This is a genomic window from Mycobacterium sp. 1245111.1, from assembly GCF_001673405.1.
GTDB lineage: Bacteria > Actinomycetota > Actinomycetes > Mycobacteriales > Mycobacteriaceae > Mycobacterium.
Genome location: NZ_LZLV01000134.1, coordinates 1 through 16,986, shown reverse-complemented (window position 1 = coordinate 16,986; position 16,986 = coordinate 1). Strand labels below are relative to the sequence as shown.

The following is a 16,986-nucleotide window of genomic DNA, read 5'->3' as shown; positions in this document are numbered from 1 at the left end:
ACCTACGACTTTCCCGCAGCGCGAGCCGCCGTCTCGCGGTCGACGAACTGCTTGCGTGCGATCTGCCCCACGTGGTCGAAATCCTGCAGGATGGCCTGCAATTCGCGGCGGAACGCGATGCGGCGCTCAGCCAGATCCGGACCGGGTTCGAGCAGGTCCTGATCGGCGACGACTTGGCGTGCGGTGTCGAACAACAAGGTCGACACCGGCTCGCTGCTGCGCACCCGGCGCTGCGCGACATATTGCTTGCCGACGCCGAGCGCCAACTGGGTGAGTTCTTTTCCACCGATGTCGGCGGGCGCATCGCGAAGCACGTCGGCGACAATCTCGTAGGCCTCGAAAAACACTCGCAGCATCGATTCCGCCATCAGCGGCCGCTTCACGTAGAGCATCGCGTCGATCTCCGCGGCGCCGGCCGCGACGTGCGCTTCCCAGTCCTCGTGCCACGACATCTCGTCGGCGATGTTCTGGCGGAAGGCAGCCGAGTCGGCGAAGTAGAAGTCGAACTTCAGCAGATCGCGCAGCCGCATCGCCTGGGTCCAGAACGCCTCGACCCGGTCACCGTCGACGTGACCGGCATGCGCCAGCGCCAGCTCGACGATCGCGGTCTCCAGGAATGCGTGGATCACCGAGTTGCGGTAGAAGGCCGCGGTGTGTTCGTCTTCGGGGGCGATGCGCCACACCGGTTCTCGACCACTGTCCACCCGCGTGACTGGATGGCCGTTCGACAACGAATCCAGTGCCGCGCGAACACCTTCCGGGGTTCGCAGCCGTAACGCACTGGTGGACATCGGAGTGTTTTTGCGCTCCAGGTAGTCCAGCGAATCCTGCAGGGTGTGGTGCACCTGGGTCAGCGTGAGCGCGACGCCGTGTGTGGTCAGCAGCAGCGCCGACACCAGGCCGGTCGCGTTCACCGGCGTGGATTGCAGGATGCGCCATGCGACTTCGAACGACATCTTCTGCAGCGCAAGGCGTTTGGCGGCTTCGTCGCTGACCATGTCGCCATGTGACGGGCCGAGATATTCGCGCATCGAGACGGCTTCCGGGAAACGCACGTAGATCTTGCCGTAGTTGCGCTCACCCTGCGCCTTGATGAAGTTGTACATCCAGCTCAGGCCCTCGGGGCGCTTCTCACCGCCGCGGGCGTACGCGGCGTACTCGGCGGTCTCGTGCAGTTGGTCGAAGCTGATCGAAACACCTTGCAGCAGAATGTCGTCGCTGCGGCCGTCCAGATACGCATCGGCGACGTAGCTCATCAATCCGAGCTTGGGTGGCAGCATCTTCCCGGTGCGCGAGCGGGTGCCCTCGATGGACCAGCTCAGATTGAACCGCTTCTCCACGACGTAGCCGACGTACTCCTTGAGTACGTATTTGTAGAGCGGATCGTTGCCGATGTTGCGCCGGATGAAGATGGTTCCGGCGCGACGCATCAGCGGCCCCATGATGCCGAACGCCAGGTTGACACCGGCGAATACGTGGACCGGTGGCAGCCGGTTCTCCTGCATCGCCACCGGCATCACCGCGCCGTCGATGTAGGAGCGGTGCGAGAACAGCAATACCGCCGGGTGCGCTTCCAGCGCAGCGCGAAGCGCCGCCACCTGGTACTCGTCGTAGTCGATTTCGCGGTCGAATCCTCGGCTGAACAACCTGCCCAAGACACCGACGAGGTCGACGGATACCCGGCTCCATCCGGTAGCCAGCTCGTCGAGCATCTCCCCGGCCTTTTCCAGGTCGGCACCCGGTATCTTCTCCAGGCCGGCGCGGAATCGCGCGGACGCCATGATCTCCGGGCGCACCAGTCGCGGCGATTTGTATTGCGGGCCGAGGATTCGGTATTCGGCTCGCTCCATTGCCAACAGCGCTCGGCGGGTGACGAAGTGCGCGAATTCACGGGGGTTGTCACCGACGGTGATGTCTCGCCATTGCTGACGAAGCTCGGACACCTTGGCCGATTCGCCGGCCACCACCTGCGCGCGCGACCGATCGGAACGCAGGATGCGGCGCTGTTGACGTTCGCTGGGCTGGTAGGGATTTCGTCCGGGCAGCAACGCCGTCACGCGGTTCAAGGCCGTCGCGTCCGCGGGCGGCATCCAGAAGACGCGCACCGGCACGATCGACCGGTCCTCGTCGGACTCGAGTTGTTCGACCAGTTGCGCGAGCGCGCCCGGACTCGGATCCTGCTCGGGCAGCGCCAGCACTTCGAGTTTGGTCTCCGGGTGGCGGGCGCGTTGCCGGTCCAGCCACGCGGCCAGCAGCTCTGACTCAATCGGCGACGACGACGCCGCCAGCACTAGGGTGTCGTCGCCGGTGCTGAGTGACCCCTCGTCGGCGGCCCGCTCGGTCACGACCGCCCCTTGGGCCGTGGTGTATTCGGTTGGCCGTTGGTCGCTTTGCGTGGCGTCGCTTTGGCGGTCGTCTTCTTGGCGGTCGTCTTCTTCGCTGCCGCCTTCTTGGCCTGGGCCTTCTTCACGGGCGCGGCCTTCACAGCCGCCTTCGCCGGCACGGCCTTCGCGGCCGCCTTTCGCGGCGCCGGTTTCTTTCGGTACACGTCGTGGTCGGGCAGTTCGTCGACCGGCCAGTCGGCCAACGTATCGATGTAGAGCTGGCGCACTTCGGCGATCCGGTCGGAAAGCGTGTCCACGGTCCAGTCGGCGACCGAAATCGGCGGAAACACAGCAACATCCACGGTGCCCGGATTCATCGTGGTGGAATTGCGCGCGGCGATGATTTCGGCGTTGCGGATCACGATCGGCACGATCGGTATCCCGACCGCCATCGCCATCCGGAACGGCCCCTTCTTGAACGGCCCGACGCTGGTGGTGTCCAGCCTGGTGCCCTCCGGGGCGATCATTATCGACAACCCTTGCCGCGCACGCTCTTCGACCTGGTGCAGCGACTCGACCGCCGCCGTAGGGTTGTCCCGGTCGATGAAGACGGAGTCGAGCACCTTGCCGAGCGTGCCCATGATCGGGTCGCCTTCGAGTTCCTTCTTGCCCACCGCAACCCAGTTGTCACGGATCAGCGCACCGACAATGACGGGGTCGGCCTGGTTGCGATGGTTGAAGATGAACACCGCGGGCCGCTGTGCGGTCAGGTTCTCTTCGCCGAGAATGTTGAGCTGAACACCGCTGGCAGCCAACAACATCTGCGACCACGTTGCCGTGAAGAAGTTGACCCCGCGGCGCCGGCTGCGGGTCAGCAGGCCGATCCCGAGGGCGCCGGCTGCGACGGGCACTACCGAGCCGACGCCGGCCAGCGTGCGTAGTTGCGCCGTGAGACCACCGCCGCTGCGGCTGGTGAACCGCAGAATCGGCCAGCCGCGGCGCTTGGCGACGGCCGCCATCTTGCCTTCGGGGTTGGTCGGCCGTGGATTGCCGACCAGATACATCAGCGCGACGTCTTCGTCACCGTCGGCGTAAAAGTAGCTGTCCTTGAGGTCAATTCCGTTCTCCGCGGCGAACTTCTGCACCGCGGCGGCCTTGCCCGGCCCCCACAGAATCGGCGCAACCACGCCGCCGGTGAGAACGCCGTCGTCGTCGGTCTCGAACTTGTTGGTCAGCGTGTTCAGGATCCCGAGAAAGCGCGCTACCGGTGCCACCTGGATGGTCAGCGCCGACGAACTCAGCACCACGGTGTGCCCGCGGGCCAGGTGTGCGCGCACCAATTCGCGCATCTCCGGGTAGATCCGGGACTCGATGCGCTGCACGAACAGCCGCTCGCCGATCTCCTCCAGATCGCTCAGCATCCGACCGCGCAGCGCCCGGGAGGCCTTCCCGATGAGTTCTTCGAACTCGATGCGGCCGAGTTGATGATTCAGCCCGGCGGTGACCATGCTGATCAGCTCGCCGACGCCCATGTCCCGGCGCCGCAAGCGTTCCTGGGTGAGGATGATCGCGGTGAAGCCGGCCACCAGGGTTCCGTCCAGGTCGAAGAACGCGCCGATCTTGGGCCCGGGCGGGCTGGCCATGATCTCGGCGACCGAACCCGGCAACCGCATATCACGGACCGGCTTTTTCGCCTCGCCGTTCTCGCTGCTCATCTGCGCCGCTCCTCCTCATCGCTGCGCTCTGCATCGTCGCCATCGCGGCTCATCTGCGCCGCTCCTCCTCATCGCTGCGCTCTGCATGGTCGGACGGATCGAACGACGCCGGCACCGCCTGAGGAGCGGGATTCCCTGCCAGCGCAAGGATTTCGTTGAAACCGTCCAGCAGACACCGGGCGAACAACGTCTCGTCGCGAATCGCGGCGCGGTCGTAGCGAGCGGTGATAGTGCAATAGCCGCCACGCGAGATCAGCACCACCATCATCGCAACACCGGGCAATGGTCCAATGCCATACTGCCGCAATACTTTTGCCCCGACGAGGAACGTGTCGCCGGGATAGACGGGCACGTTGCTGGCCTGGACATCGGAGGCGACCACCGAGCTCGTCATCGATTCCAGTAGCGGGCCCGGCAACACGCTCAGCACCGGCGCGATCGAACCGATGATGTCCATGGCGGGCTCGTCGCGCCGCTGGGTCATCTGGAGGCGGATCTTCTGCATGCGAACGACCGGGTCCTTGGTGCCGATCGGAGCCGCCAGGTTGACCCCGGTGAACCGGTTGCCGCCGGCTGCGTCGGATTCGGCCCGCAGGCTCACCGGCACCGCCATCGGCAGCGACGCGATCGGTACCCCGAGGGCCTCGTGGTAGCGCCCCAGAGCGCCGCACAGACCGGCCAGGTAGGCGTCGTTGATCGAGCCGCCACCGGCTTTCGCGGCCCGATGCAGATCGGACAGCGGGATGTCGATGGCCTCGCTGCGCGTCGCCAAGCTGCGCCGACGGAGCAACGGGGACGGTTCGGCGGCCCGGCTCACCACCCTCGCGCCGGACCGGGCGTAGCTCAGCACACCCGACAACGCGGCACTGGGCCGCGAGACTGCCCGCCCGATCACCGATGCCGCACCCCACAGCGCGCCACCGGCGCCCTTGGCCACGTTGACGGGCAGGTTGTTCAACCCCTCGCGCATCAGGTCGTTGGCCGACAGGTCCTGCGGAATGGGCTGGTCCGGGGTCCGCTGCGCAGGCGGGTCGCGCTCGAGGTCGTAGATGTGAGCGAACATCTCGACACTGCCCACACCGTCGGTGACGGCGTGCGACAGGTGCAGCAGCGTCGCGGCCTTGCCATCGGGAAGACCCTCGATCAGCGTGGCCGTCCACAGCGGTCGGGCGATGTCCAGCGGCGACTGCACCATCACCTCAGCAAGATCGAGCACCTGACGCAACGAGCCGGGTTCCGCGACGCGCATCCTTCGGACATGGAAATCCAAGTTGAAGTCCGGGTCCACCACCCAGCGCGGCGCGGCCGTCGGCAGCGTCGGCACGACGACCTTCTGCCGCAGCCGCAGCACTCGCCGCGACGCGTTCTCGAAGCGGTCCCGGAACCGCTCCCAATCGGGTGTGCGGTCCAGGATTTCCAGGGCCATGATGCCCGACCGCGTCCGAGGATTGGCCTCGCCGCGATGTAACAGGTAGTCGACCGGCCCCAGCGCCGTGGGCAATCCGGCCGCGTCGACCTGCTCAGCCATTGACAGCCCTCCGCGTCAACGCCGCCATCGCCACCCAGACCTTTCGTTTCGACTTGGCCGCGCACCCCTGCCGGGACGCTGCGGGCAACTCCAAACTAGTCCGGATGGCGCGGCGGTGGTAGCCGATTGTCCGGATCAGAACGCGAGATCAAGCACATCTCGGTCGTCCCACGAATCAGCCTGGCGGGCTGGCGAATTCGAAGCGAGCAAATGGTTGCGCGCCGTAGCGACTAGATGGCCGGTACCGCGCGCTTGCGCAGGGCCCCGGATCGTGACCGCACGTGCCGTCCGTGGACGACACCGAGGAAGTCCGCCACGGCATCGGCCGCCAGCCGGGACCGAACCGTGGCGAACAGGTCGAAAGCGTGGTGCGCATTGGGCAATTCGGCATAGCCGACGGTCGGAGCGCCGGCCTCGCGAAGCGCCGAGCAGAAGGCGCGTGCCTGCACACTGGGGATCACCGAATCGCTTTCGCCGTGCAGCACGAAAAACGGCGGCGCATCCCGGTGGACATGCGAGATCGGCGAAGCCAGTTCGAAGAGTGCGGGATTGTCCGCGTACTGCTCTTTCATCACGAAAAGCTCGAGGAACTGCATCATCATCTCGTGCATTTTGGTGGGATCGGTCAGGTCGTAGACGCCGTAATAGGGCGCCGCGGCTTGGACCGTTGTGTCCGCGTCCTCGAAGCCGGGTTGTAGTCGCGGATCGTTGCCGGTGAGCGCGATCAACGAGGCGAGGTGGCCTCCTGCCGACCCACCCGTGACCGCGATGAAGTCGGGGTCGCCGCCGTAGTCGGCGATGTTCTCGCGAACCCAGGCCAGCGCGCGCTTGGCGTCGACGATGTGCGCGGGCCACGCGTTGCGCGGGCTCTTGCAGTAGTCGATGGAGACGCAGACCCAGCCGAGTTCGGCCATCCGTCCCATCAGCGGGTAGCCCTGGGGCCGCCGGCCGTTGACAGTCCAGGCACCGCCCGGGATCTGCAGCAGCACAGGCGCCTTGCCTGTTGGCTTGATACCCGGATGACGCCAGATGTCCAACATGTTGTCGCGGACGTTGGGGCCGTAGACGATGTCCGAGGTCTCCGCCGCGTAGCGCCGGTGGGCACCGGCGGAGTGCAACACCCCGCCACGGCGCTCCGGTGGGTCGCTGATCGGATGACGCACCGATTCGCGGTACCGGTCGCCCAAGGCGTCTTGCAGCGCGTCGGCGAGGATCCGGTCGGCGCGCTGAGCGGCCCAACCCGTAGCGACCTTGCCGATGGACAGCGGCGTCACTCCAGACAGGGCGTGCCCGGTGACGACGTGCGGGGGAAATTCAGAAGTGAGCCACCCGGCCAGGAAGCCCGCGACCGTCGGTGAGCCGCGGAGCAGCAGCGAGCCGGTGCGGTAGGCGCCCGCCGGCCCGGACGCGAGTTGCAATCCGTGGCGCAGCATTTCGGCGCACGCGCGCGTGTATCGCGCTCTGACATCGAAGGCTATGGTCATGCCCTTGCCACTCCTCGTCGTTGAGCACACGCCGTCCACCATGCGCACGGACGTGTGTGGCGGGCCTCACATTAACCCAATCGGAGGTATCGCCAACCACATTTCGGACGGCGTTGCGTGTGGTCTGTAACCACTTTGTGAGTTGGCTACACTGACCTGGGCCTAGAGTCTTCGGCCCCCGTAGCTCAGCTGGATAGAGCACATGACTTCTAATCTTGTGGTCGCAGGTTCGAATCCTGCCGGGGGCACTCTGGCAGGTGCCACTGTGGCCGATGGGACACATGTGGCCATGTCCTCAGACGGAACGCCGATCGCGCGGAGGTGCCCGATGTCCCTGGTTCTATACGGCGTCGACGACCACGTCGCGCTGATCACCGTCAACGATCCGGCTCGGCGCAACGCCGTCACCGGCGACATGTCAACACAATTGCGCGCGGCCGTCGAACGCGCCGAAGCCGACTCCGACGTACACGCCGTTGTGGTCACCGGGGCCGGTAAGGCTTTCTGCGCGGGTGCCGATCTCAGCGCGCTGGGCAGCGCGGCCGAGGAGGGATTGCGACGGCTCTACGACGGGTTCATGGCCGTGGGCAAATGCACGCTGCCGACGATCGCTGCGGTCAACGGCCCGGCCGTCGGAGCGGGGCTGAACCTGGCGCTGGCCGCCGATGTGCGCATCGCGGGGCCAAATGCGTTGTTCGACGCCCGTTTTCAGAAGTTGGGCATCCATCCCGGCGGCGGCGCGACGTGGATGCTGCAGCGCGGCGTCGGACCGCAGGTGGCTCGCGCGGCGTTGCTGTTCGGCATGCGGTTCGACGCCGAATCGGCTGTGCGGCATGGTCTTGCGCTCAGCGTCGCCGACGATCCGGTGGCCGCCGCGCTGGAGCTGGCGGCGGGCCCGGCGGCTGCGCCACGCGACGTGGTGCTGGCGACGAAAGCCACGATGCGGGCCACCGCGAGCCCGGGGTCGCTCGACGTGGATCTGCACGAGCAGGCCAAGGACGCCGAACTCGGCCCGCAGGCCCACTCGATTCAGTCACCGGAGTTCGCGGCGCGACTGGCTGCGGCCCAACGCAAATAGGCGCGACCGGCCGAATCACCGGGCGTTCAACCGCGCGAGCGCGGCGACCGCTTGGCGTAACACGTCGGGCGATGGGCAACGATCCGGCGCGAGCAGCCACTGCAGCATGAGCCCGTCGATGAGCGCGATCAGTAGCGATGCGACCGCCTCCGCGTGGCGGCCCGTGTCGCCTACCACGGCCAGGACCCCTTGTCGCAGTTCGTCATACATGCCCGCCAGCTGTTCGCGGGCCGGGACGGACCGCTGGGCGTGGGCGAATGCCTCCATGAACCCGACCATCAGGGCTCGGTTGTCGTCGAAGACTCGATACGCGTCTGCGGTCATCCGGTCCAACTCGGCGGTCTTGTCGGTCGTTGCCGCCATCGTGGCCTGGAAGCCGCCGATCCAGCGTCGGGCGCATTCCGCCACGGCCTCGTTCAGCAAGGCCTCGGTCGAACCGAAGTGATACCGAATCGCGCCGAGGCTGACGCCTGCCGTCGACGCCAAATCACGCGCCCGGGTGCCACCGAACCCATGCTCGCGCAGGCACACGATCGCGGCTTCGAGCAGCGCCTCTCGATTTCCCACAGAACCCCTTGCACAAATGTCTCAATTTGGAGCTATCGTAGGTCATGACCGAGATCGACGGGACAACTCCAGCAGCAATACCGCCCGGACCGTCGGGGACGCAGGCAGTGCGCTATTGGGCGCAGATGTTCCGCGACCCGCTCGCGGTATACGGACAGCTCAGCCGCCGATACGGAGACACCGTGCGGGTACCGCTGACCCGCACCCGCACGTTCTATCTGCTCGGTCGTCCGGAATACGCCGAACACGTTCTCGTCCACCACCAGGATCGCTACGTCAAGGCGTTCACCTACCGGCCGCTGAAGGCTTTCCTCGGAAACGGGCTGGTGACCAGCGAGGGCGCCACCTGGCAGCGGCATCGCCGTCTTGTACAGCCGGTGTTCAGCCACCGTCACGTGCAGTCCTTCGCTCCCGCGATCGTGGCGGCCGCCCGTCGGCGAGCGGCCGATTGGACACCGGGCACTGTCATCGACATCGGCGCCGAAATGCGCACGCTGACAATGGATGTGATCGGTCGCGTGTTGTTCGGCACCGAGCTCGGGAGCGACGCCGAACGAGTCGGGCACGCGGTGTCACGTCTGCAGGGATCGATGGTGGTCGCGATCTTGCTGCCACCGATGCGCCCGGAACATGTCCGAGCAGTGGCCCGCGCCATTCCGGGGATCGGCCGGGCGACGGAAACACTGGAGTCACTGGTCACCCGGATCATCGACGAGCGCATCGCCGCGCCACACGCTGACCCCAGCGACTTGCTCGACCTGCTGCTCGCGGCGGGCCAGAACGAGCAACCACTAAGCCGTGACGAGATCCAGAGCGAGGTGATGACCCTCGTGCTGGCCGGTCACGAAACCACGGCCACCGCCTTGACCTGGGTGCTGACCTTGCTCTCGCGCTACCCGGCGGCGCGCGAACGCTTGGCCGCGGAGGTCGGCGACGTCCTCGGCGACCGCGACCCGCTCGCATCCGACGTCGACAACCTTCAGTGGACCCAGGCGGTGATCAACGAAACGATGCGGCTCTACCCGCCCGCGTGGACGGTCGAACGCGACGCTGCCGAAGACGACGACATCGCCGGCGTTCGGGTGGCGGCCGGCAACACCGTCGCCATCTCGCCCTATCTCCTTCATCGCAACCCCGAATTCTGGCCCAACCCAGAGGGTTTCGATCCGCGGCGGTTCCTCCCGGAGAATGCGGCGCGGCGGCCGAAATATGCGTTCATGCCGTTCGGCGGCGGTCGGCGGATCTGCGTCGGGGCGGGTCTGGCCCAGCTCGAGGCGACGCTCGCGCTGGCCGTGCTCACGCAGTCGGCCCGGTTGGATCTCGTGGCGACGACGCCGGTGCGGGCACGCGGCGACATCACGATGCACCCGAGCAGGCCCGTGATCGCGACGGTGGCGCAACCGGTTCGCGCCACGGCTTCGGCCAAAGTCGCAGCGTCCTAGTTACAGATCGAGCAGCGCCGTCTCGGGCGACTCGATCAGCCCGCGCAGCTCGACGAGAAACTGGGCTGCATTGGCGCCGTCGGCTATTCGATGATCGAAGGCGCACGTCAAGGTCATCTGCGGCCGTATGACGACGGCGTCGTCGACCACCACCGGTCGCGGCTTCAGCGATCCCATGCCGAGGATCGCGGCTTCGGGATAGTTGATCACCGGGACGCCGTCGTCTAGGCCGAGCGCCCCGAAGTTCGACACGGTGAACGTCGAGCCCGTCAGCTCCGCGGGTTTCAGTGTTCCCGCCCGCGCATCGCGGATCAGCCGCGCCACGCATTCCGCGAGCTGCCGGGTGGTCTTGTCCTGCGCGTCGGCGATCACCGGGACCAGCAGGCCGCGCGGGGTCGCGACCGCGAACCCCAGATGGATGGCGTGGTGCGAGTGCACCTGTGCGCCGTCGGTACCCTGCACCCAGGTGGAGTTCAGGATCTTGTTGTGCGACAACGCGATGACCAGGAGCCGCAAGGTGAGCACGAACGGCGAGAACACCTCGTCGCGAAGGCGCATCAGCGCCAACCCGTCGACCTGGACACTCGCGTGCGCATCCGGGATAGTGCTGCGCGACAACGTCATTCGTTCGGCCATGTGAGAATGGACGCCGCGGACCGGAAGCACGTCGTGGGAGACCCCGGGTCGCTCGGCGCCGACGCCCGCGGCGGCCAGGACGGCCTCGCGACTGACCAAACCGTCGGCGCCCGGCGGCACCTCGCTCAAGTCGACCAGCAGATCGGCGGCCAGCTTCCGGACGCTGGGCTTGGCTTTGGGTCGCCGGCGGCTGGTGTCCAGCGCGTCGTCGGCGCCGTAGCCGACCAATACCGGCTTGCGATGTCCGTTCGTCGCCGACGGTTCGCTGTCGATGCGGGCCAGCAGCGAACCGACCGGCAGCACATCGCCCTCGGCCCCCCGTATTTCGACGATGCGACCCGCGTAGGGACTGGGGATCTCGACTTCGGCCTTCGCGGTTTCCACCGAGCACAGCGGTTGGTTGAGTTCGACGTCGTCGCCGACGCCAACCTGCCAGCAGGTCAGCGTGACGCCTTCGAGGCCCTCACCGAGATCGGGGACGACGAATATCTTGATGCGGTCGTCGTTCATGGTTGCCCTAAGGATCGTTCGACGCAGTCCAGCAGCCGATCGGGTCCGGGCAGCCAGAGCTTTTCCAGTCGGGCGGGCGGATACGGGGTGTCGAATCCGCAGGCGCGCAACACCGGTGCCTCCAGTTCGTAGAACATCTCCTCCTGGATGCGGGCCGCCAGGCCGGCCCCGTAGCCGAGGCTGCGTGGCCCCTCGTGCAACACGACGCAGCGGCCGGTGCGGCGGATCGACGCGGCCACGGTGTCGAAGTCCAGTGGGACCAGTGAGCGCAGATCGACGACCTCCAGGCTCCAACCACGTTGCTGGGCAGCCATTTCGGCGGCGGACATCGCCGTGCCGACCAGGCCGCCGTAAGTGAGCACGGTGACGTCGGTACCGGCGCGGCGCACCACGGCCTGTCCGATGTCCGGCGCGGGCCGGGTGGTGTCGACGGCTTCACGGCCCCAATACCGTCGTTTGGGTTCCAGGAACATCACCGGATCGGGACACGCGATGGAATGCCGGAGCAGCCAGTAGGCGTCCGAGGGTGTGGACGGCACAACGACTTTCAGCCCCGCGGTGTGCGCCCAATACGACTCGGTGGATTCCGAGTGATGTTCCACCGCCCCGATGCCGCCGAACGACGGGATCCGCACCGTGACCGGCATGTCGACCTGCCCGCGGGTGCGGGTCCGATACTTCGCCAGGTGGCTGACCACCTGATCGAAAGCGGGATAAGAGAATCCGTCGAACTGGATCTCGGGCACCGGTACGAACCCGCGTAACGCCAGTCCGACCGCAATGCCGATCACCGCGGACTCGGCCAGCGGCGTGTCGAAGCAGCGCTGCGACCCGAACGCCGCGTTGAGTCCTTCCGTGACTCGGAAGACGCCACCCAACGTGGCGACGTCCTCACCGAATACCAGCACGCGATCGTCGGCGGCCATCGCATCGTGCAAGGCCCGGTTGAGCGCCTGGACCATCGTCAGAGCGGGAGTCGTCTCCGGAACAACGGTTCGAATGGCGGGAGGTTCGGCGATCTGAGTCATCATGCCTCCCTGAGGATTTCGTCGCGCAGCTGCTGACGTTGGGCCTCCAGTCCGGGCGTCATCTCCGCGTACACGGTGGTGAACACTTCGTCGATGCCGATGTCGGGTGCGGCGAACACGGCGTCGCGCAGGTCCGCGCGCAGCCGCTGCGAACGGGCGGCGATCCGGTCTTCCAGTCGCTGGGTCCACAGCCCCCGGCCTTCCAGATACGCCCGGTAGCGCGGGATGGGGTCCAACGCCTGCCATTGCTCCAGTTCTTCTTGGCTGCGATAGCGCGTCGGGTCATCGGAGGTGGTGTGCGGGCCAAGGCGGTAGGTGATCGCCTCGATCAGCGTCGGCCCGTCGCCGGCTCGGGCGCGTGCGGCGGCTTCGGCCATCACCGCGTAGCAGGCCAGCACGTCGTTGCCGTCGACCCGGACGCCGGGCATGCCGTACCCAATTGCCTTGTGCGCGATGGACGGTGCAGCGGTTTGGCCGTGCAGCGGCACCGATATCGCCCACTGGTTGTTCTGCACGTAGAACACACATGGCGCTTTGAAGACGGCCGCGAAGTTCAGCGCCTCGTGGACGTCACCCTCGCTGGTCGCGCCGTCGCCGAGGAACGCGACCGTGACCGAATCTTCGCCCAGCCGCTGGGCGGCCATCGCCGCGCCGACGGCATGCAGCGTCTGAGTTCCGATCGGCACCGAGATCGGCGCGCAGTGCTTTGTGATGAAATCCAGTCCCCCGTGCCATGTTCCGCGCCAAGCCACGCCCACGTGACCCGGCGCGATGCCGCGGACGAGGAAGACGCCCAATTCGCGGTATTGCGGAAACAACCAGTCCGTCTTGCGCAGACACGCCGCGGCGCCGACCTGAGCCGCCTCCTGGCCGCAGCAGGACGCGAACAATGCGAGCTCGCCCTGCCGCTGCAGGTTGACGAATTCGCCGTCCACATCGCGGGTGATGACCATCAACTCGTACAGCCAACACAGCGTTTCGGCGGGAAGTTCCCGGCTGTAGCGTGCTTCCGCTGTCGGTGCGCCGTCGGGACCGATAAGCCGTACGGGGTCGAGATCGACAGTCGTCGGCGGGAGAGAGTCCTCGGCCATACCGCCTCCTCAGCGCAGGCGTGCGGCAGGTCAGAGCAAACCCCGATACCGAGGCTGCTACGCGCCGGCTTCACCTGCCAGGTGCACGATTCGCTCGGCTCGCCGCAACACGGGCGCATCCACCATTATGCCCTCAAATGCGAAGACACCGCGCTCATCGACGGCTGCCGCGAGAACGTGTCGTGCCCACTCCACCTGGTCGGCCGAGGGGGCGTAGCCGGCCCGGATGACTGGCACCTGGCTGGGGTGGATAGCAACCTTCGCGTCGAAGCCGACGGCGACCGCGTCGTCCACCTCGTCGCGCAGCCCGTCGAGGTTCTTGATGTCGAGGTACACCGAATCGAGGGCGAGGCGTCCGTACGCCTTCGCGGCCAACAGCGACTGCGAGCGGACATGCCGGGCCACTTCGCGGTAGCTGCCGTCCGGGTAGCGGTTTGCAGTGCCACCGAGGACCGCGAACAGATCCTCGGCACCCCACATCACCGCGATCGCGTTGTCCACCCGAACTGTGTCGGTGACCGCCAGCGCACCCAGCGGAGATTCGACGAGCACGATCACATTCAGCGGCGCGAGCGCGCTGACGTGCTCAACCGCTTCGCATTTCGGCAACATCACGGTGTCGTACGGCGTGTTCTTCAGGGCTTCGAGGTCGAGTTTCTGGTCCTCGGTCCCGAACTGGTTGACGCGCACCACCGTTCGCGCCGGGTCGAGCGGGACGTCGACAAGGGATTTGCGGGCGGCAGGTCGATCGGCGGCCGCGCAGCCGTCCTCGAGGTCGAGGATCACGACATCGGCTGCCGCCGCGGCCTTGTGGTAACGCTCGTGACGGTCGGCCGGGCAGAACAGCCACGCGGGGCCGGGATTGCTGAGCGGCATCAGCCGTTGTCCTCGTCCGGCCGCATCCGCACCATCGTCTTGCGGTTGGCGGTCGCGACGACGTCGCCGTGCTGGTTGCGGCCGGTGTGCGCGAACGTCACGATGCCCTCGCCGGGGCGACTCTTCGACGCCCGCTTCTCGACGATCACCGTCTCGGCGTATAACGTGTCACCGTGGAAAAGTGGCTTGGGGAAAGCGATTTCAGAGAATCCGAGGTTGCCGACGATGGTGCCCTGAGTCAGCTGCGCGACCGACAAGCCCACCAGCGTCGACAGCGTGAACATCGAGTTGACCAGCCGCTGATTGAATGGTGGCAGCGCGTCAGAGAACGCGGCATCGAGGTGCAGCGCCTGGGTGTTCATCGTCAGCGTCGTGAACAACACGTTGTCGGCTTCGGTGATGGTACGGCCCGGGCGGTGCAGGTACCGGACACCGGTTTGGAATTCCTCGAACCACAAGCCCCGCTGGACGACGTCGCGGAATTCCTCCGTCACAGACCGACCTCGCGGCCTATCAACATCAGCTGCACCTCTGTGGTCCCCTCGCCGATCTCGAGAATCTTGCTGTCCCGGTAATGCCGGGCCACCGTGAATTCATTCATGAACCCGTACCCGCCGTGAATCTGGGTGGCGTCTCGGGCGTTGTCCATGGCCGCCTCGCTGGCGACCAGCTTGGCGATCGCGGCCTGCTTCTTGAACGGCTTACCGGCCAGCATCAGCGCCGCGGCGTCGTAATATGCGGTGCGCGCGGTGTGCGCGCGGGCTTCCATCCGCGCGATGGTGAACGCGATGGACTGGTATCGGCCGATCGCCTGGCCGAACGCCTCACGCTCCTTGGCGTACTTGACGCTCTCGTCGACGCAGCCCTGCGCGACGCCGGTCGACAGCGCGGCGATCGCGATGCGGCCCTCGTCGAGGATCCGCAGGAAGTTGGCGTAGCCGCGGCCGCGTTCGCCGAGCAGGTTCTCCTCGGGCACCCGCACGTCGTCGAAGCTCAGCGGATGGGTGTCCGAGGCATTCCAGCCGACCTTGTCGTAGGCGGGTTCCACGGTGAATCCCGACGTGGGAACCGGCACCAGGATCGTCGAGATCTCCTTCTTGCCATCGCTATCGCCGGTCACCGCGGTGACTGTGACCAGCTTGGTGATGTCGGTGCCGGAGTTGGTGATGAACTGCTTGGAGCCGTTGATCACCCAATGGCCGTCGTCGAGTTGCGCGGTGGTCTTGGTCGCGCCGGCGTCCGTGCCGCCGCCCGGCTCGGTGAGGCCGAACGCGCCCAGGGCGCGGCCACTGGCCAACTGCGGCAACCATTCCCGCTTCTGTTCCTCGTTGCCGAACCGGTAGACCGGCATCGCGCCCAGCGAGACGCCGGCCTCGAGAGTGATCGCCACGCTCTGGTCGACCTTCCCCAATTCCTCCAGCGCCAGGCACAGGGCGAAGTAGTCGCCGCCCATGCCGCCCCACTCCTCGGGGAATGGGAGCCCGAACAGGCCCATCTCCGCCATGCCGGCCACGACTTCGTACGGGAACGAATGCTCGACGTCGTGCTTGGCCGACACCGGCGCGACCACGCTCTGGGCGAAGTCGCGGACCGTTTTGGCCAGCTGTTGGTATTCGTCCGGGAGCGTCCCGGTCGATAGGAAGTCAGTCATCGGTGCCGTTCCTCCTCATCGCTTCGCTCTGCATCGTCACCGTCACGCATGATCCTCAACTTTCGCCGTAATTCGGGCCAGCGGCTGGCCCACCTTGACTTGGTCGCCGGCCGCGACGAGGAGTTCGACGAGCCCGTCGACGGGCGCCATCAGCGCGTGCTCCATTTTCATCGCCTCGACGGTCACCACGACCATGCCCGCCTCGACCTTCGCGCCGTCGTCGACGCCGACCGCGACGACCGTGCCGGGCATCGGGCTGATCAGTTCGGCGTCGCCGCTGTGCTCCTCGTCTTCGCGGACCGGCGCTTCGCGCACCTCGTCGAGTACGGCAAAGGCGCCGTCGCCGGTCAACCAGATCTTGTGGTCCTGCGTCGCGACCGTGTAGGTGACGCGCAGCCCGTCGAGTGTCACCGTCAACTGGTCACCCGCCAAAGCGGCTTGCAGCAACCGGGATTCGCCATCCTCGATGCGCACCTCGGCGGCGTGCGGTCCGCCGACGATGTGGACGTGGTCGGTGCGCTCACCGGCCCGCAGCCGGATGCTGACCGGTGCATGACGGCCGAGGCGCCAACCCGACGGCACGGCCCACAGGTCGGCACCGGGCTCGGGGAAGCGGCGCAGCCACTGGAATGCCGCTGCGGCGACGAACAATTCGTCGGACGGCTCGGCCGCCACGAAGTCACCGGCACGGCGGTCCAACAGCCCGGTGTCGAGCCGGCCGGCGACGACGTCGGGGTCGGTCAGCAGGAAGCGGGCGAACTCGATGTTGGTGATGACGCCGAGCACCGCGGTGTCGGCCAGGGCCCGGCCCAGGGCTTCCTGCCGACCGGCGGTGATGTGCTGGCGGTGACGGAGTCGCATGCGGCCGGTGTGCGCATCGACTCGGGGCTGTCCGCCGGCATGGTCGTGGGCAGCGACTACGACCCGATGCTGGCGAAAGTCATTGCCTACGGCCCGGATCGGGCGACGGCGCTGCGAACCCTGGGCCGGGCCCTGGCCGACACCGCGGTGCTCGGCGTCATCACCAACATCGAGTTCGCCCGCTTCCTGCTGACC

The 16,986-nt window shown here is 66.9% G+C and carries 12 protein-coding genes, 1 tRNA gene and 3 pseudogenes; 4 read left to right on the top strand and 12 right to left on the bottom strand.

Annotation, left to right across the window (positions count from 1 at the left end; translation table 11 throughout):
• Window positions 1-2 precede the first annotated feature (2 nt).
• The 4 genes and pseudogenes from A5658_RS20980 to A5658_RS20965 all read right to left on the bottom strand — a co-directional run bounded on the left by A5658_RS20980 (window position 3) and on the right by A5658_RS20965 (window position 7,051).
• A complete protein-coding gene (locus tag A5658_RS20980) occupies window positions 3-2,345 on the bottom strand; it encodes a glycerol-3-phosphate 1-O-acyltransferase (protein ID WP_067339676.1) in 2,343 nt (780 codons plus the stop codon).
• Window positions 2,342-4,058, bottom strand: a pseudogene (locus tag A5658_RS20975) (HAD-IB family hydrolase). Before A5658_RS20975 ends, A5658_RS20980 begins: the two are co-directional and overlap by 4 nt.
• 30 nt (window positions 4,059-4,088) lie before the next feature.
• Complete coding sequence (locus A5658_RS20970; RefSeq protein WP_067339671.1) at window positions 4,089-5,567, bottom strand: wax ester/triacylglycerol synthase family O-acyltransferase; 1,479 nt, start codon at window positions 5,565-5,567, stop codon at window positions 4,089-4,091.
• Between the two features lie 230 nt (window positions 5,568-5,797).
• Window positions 5,798-7,051, bottom strand: a complete 1,254-nt coding sequence (locus A5658_RS20965) for an alpha/beta hydrolase (RefSeq protein WP_067339669.1) — start codon at window positions 7,049-7,051, stop codon at window positions 5,798-5,800.
• Window positions 7,052-7,225: 174 nt separating this feature from the next.
• On the opposite strand from A5658_RS20965, the gene A5658_RS20960 reads away from it, so the two are divergent.
• Both A5658_RS20960 and A5658_RS20955 read left to right on the top strand, forming a co-directional pair.
• Window positions 7,226-7,299, top strand: a tRNA-Arg gene (locus A5658_RS20960).
• Between the two features lie 80 nt (window positions 7,300-7,379).
• Window positions 7,380-8,129, top strand: coding sequence for an enoyl-CoA hydratase (locus tag A5658_RS20955; protein WP_067339667.1), 750 nt, complete (start codon window positions 7,380-7,382; stop codon window positions 8,127-8,129).
• Window positions 8,130-8,144: 15 nt separating this feature from the next.
• On the opposite strand, the gene A5658_RS20950 is transcribed toward A5658_RS20955, so the two are convergent.
• A complete protein-coding gene (locus A5658_RS20950) occupies window positions 8,145-8,696 on the bottom strand; it encodes a TetR/AcrR family transcriptional regulator (RefSeq protein WP_067339665.1) in 552 nt (183 codons plus the stop codon).
• Window positions 8,697-8,740: 44 nt separating this feature from the next.
• On the opposite strand from A5658_RS20950, the gene A5658_RS20945 reads away from it, so the two are divergent.
• Window positions 8,741-10,138, top strand: coding sequence for a cytochrome P450 (locus tag A5658_RS20945; protein WP_082993330.1), 1,398 nt, complete (start codon window positions 8,741-8,743; stop codon window positions 10,136-10,138).
• Here the strand turns inward: A5658_RS20945 and A5658_RS20940 are convergent, their stop codons facing one another.
• The 7 genes and pseudogenes from A5658_RS20940 to A5658_RS28955 form a co-directional block, all read right to left on the bottom strand.
• Complete coding sequence (locus A5658_RS20940) at window positions 10,139-11,284, bottom strand: dihydrolipoamide acetyltransferase family protein (protein ID WP_067339661.1); 1,146 nt, start codon at window positions 11,282-11,284, stop codon at window positions 10,139-10,141.
• On the bottom strand, window positions 11,281-12,312 hold the full coding sequence (gene bkdB / locus A5658_RS20935; RefSeq protein ID WP_067339696.1) for a 3-methyl-2-oxobutanoate dehydrogenase subunit beta: 1,032 nt from the start codon (window positions 12,310-12,312) through the stop codon (window positions 11,281-11,283). The genes A5658_RS20940 and bkdB overlap by 4 nt, the downstream gene beginning before the upstream one ends.
• Window positions 12,312-13,403, bottom strand: coding sequence for a pyruvate dehydrogenase (acetyl-transferring) E1 component subunit alpha (pdhA, locus tag A5658_RS20930; protein WP_067339659.1), 1,092 nt, complete (start codon window positions 13,401-13,403; stop codon window positions 12,312-12,314). The genes bkdB and pdhA overlap by 1 nt, the downstream gene beginning before the upstream one ends.
• A gap of 57 nt (window positions 13,404-13,460) precedes the next feature.
• Window positions 13,461-14,279: a CoA ester lyase gene (locus A5658_RS20925; protein ID WP_067339658.1), complete on the bottom strand. Its 819-nt coding sequence runs from the start codon at window positions 14,277-14,279 to the stop codon at window positions 13,461-13,463.
• On the bottom strand, window positions 14,279-14,773 hold the full coding sequence (locus tag A5658_RS20920) for a MaoC family dehydratase (protein WP_067339657.1): 495 nt from the start codon (window positions 14,771-14,773) through the stop codon (window positions 14,279-14,281). The genes A5658_RS20925 and A5658_RS20920 overlap by 1 nt, the downstream gene beginning before the upstream one ends.
• Window positions 14,770-15,930, bottom strand: coding sequence for an acyl-CoA dehydrogenase family protein (locus A5658_RS20915; RefSeq protein WP_067339656.1), 1,161 nt, complete (start codon window positions 15,928-15,930; stop codon window positions 14,770-14,772). Before A5658_RS20915 ends, A5658_RS20920 begins: the two co-directional genes overlap by 4 nt.
• Before the next feature lie 42 nt (window positions 15,931-15,972).
• Window positions 15,973-16,746 (bottom strand): annotated as a pseudogene (locus A5658_RS28955) (biotin/lipoyl-containing protein); the annotation flags it as partial.
• 30 nt (window positions 16,747-16,776) lie between these two features.
• Here A5658_RS28955 and A5658_RS28950 point away from each other — a divergent pair.
• Window positions 16,777-16,986 (top strand): annotated as a pseudogene (locus A5658_RS28950) (acetyl/propionyl-CoA carboxylase subunit alpha); the annotation flags it as partial.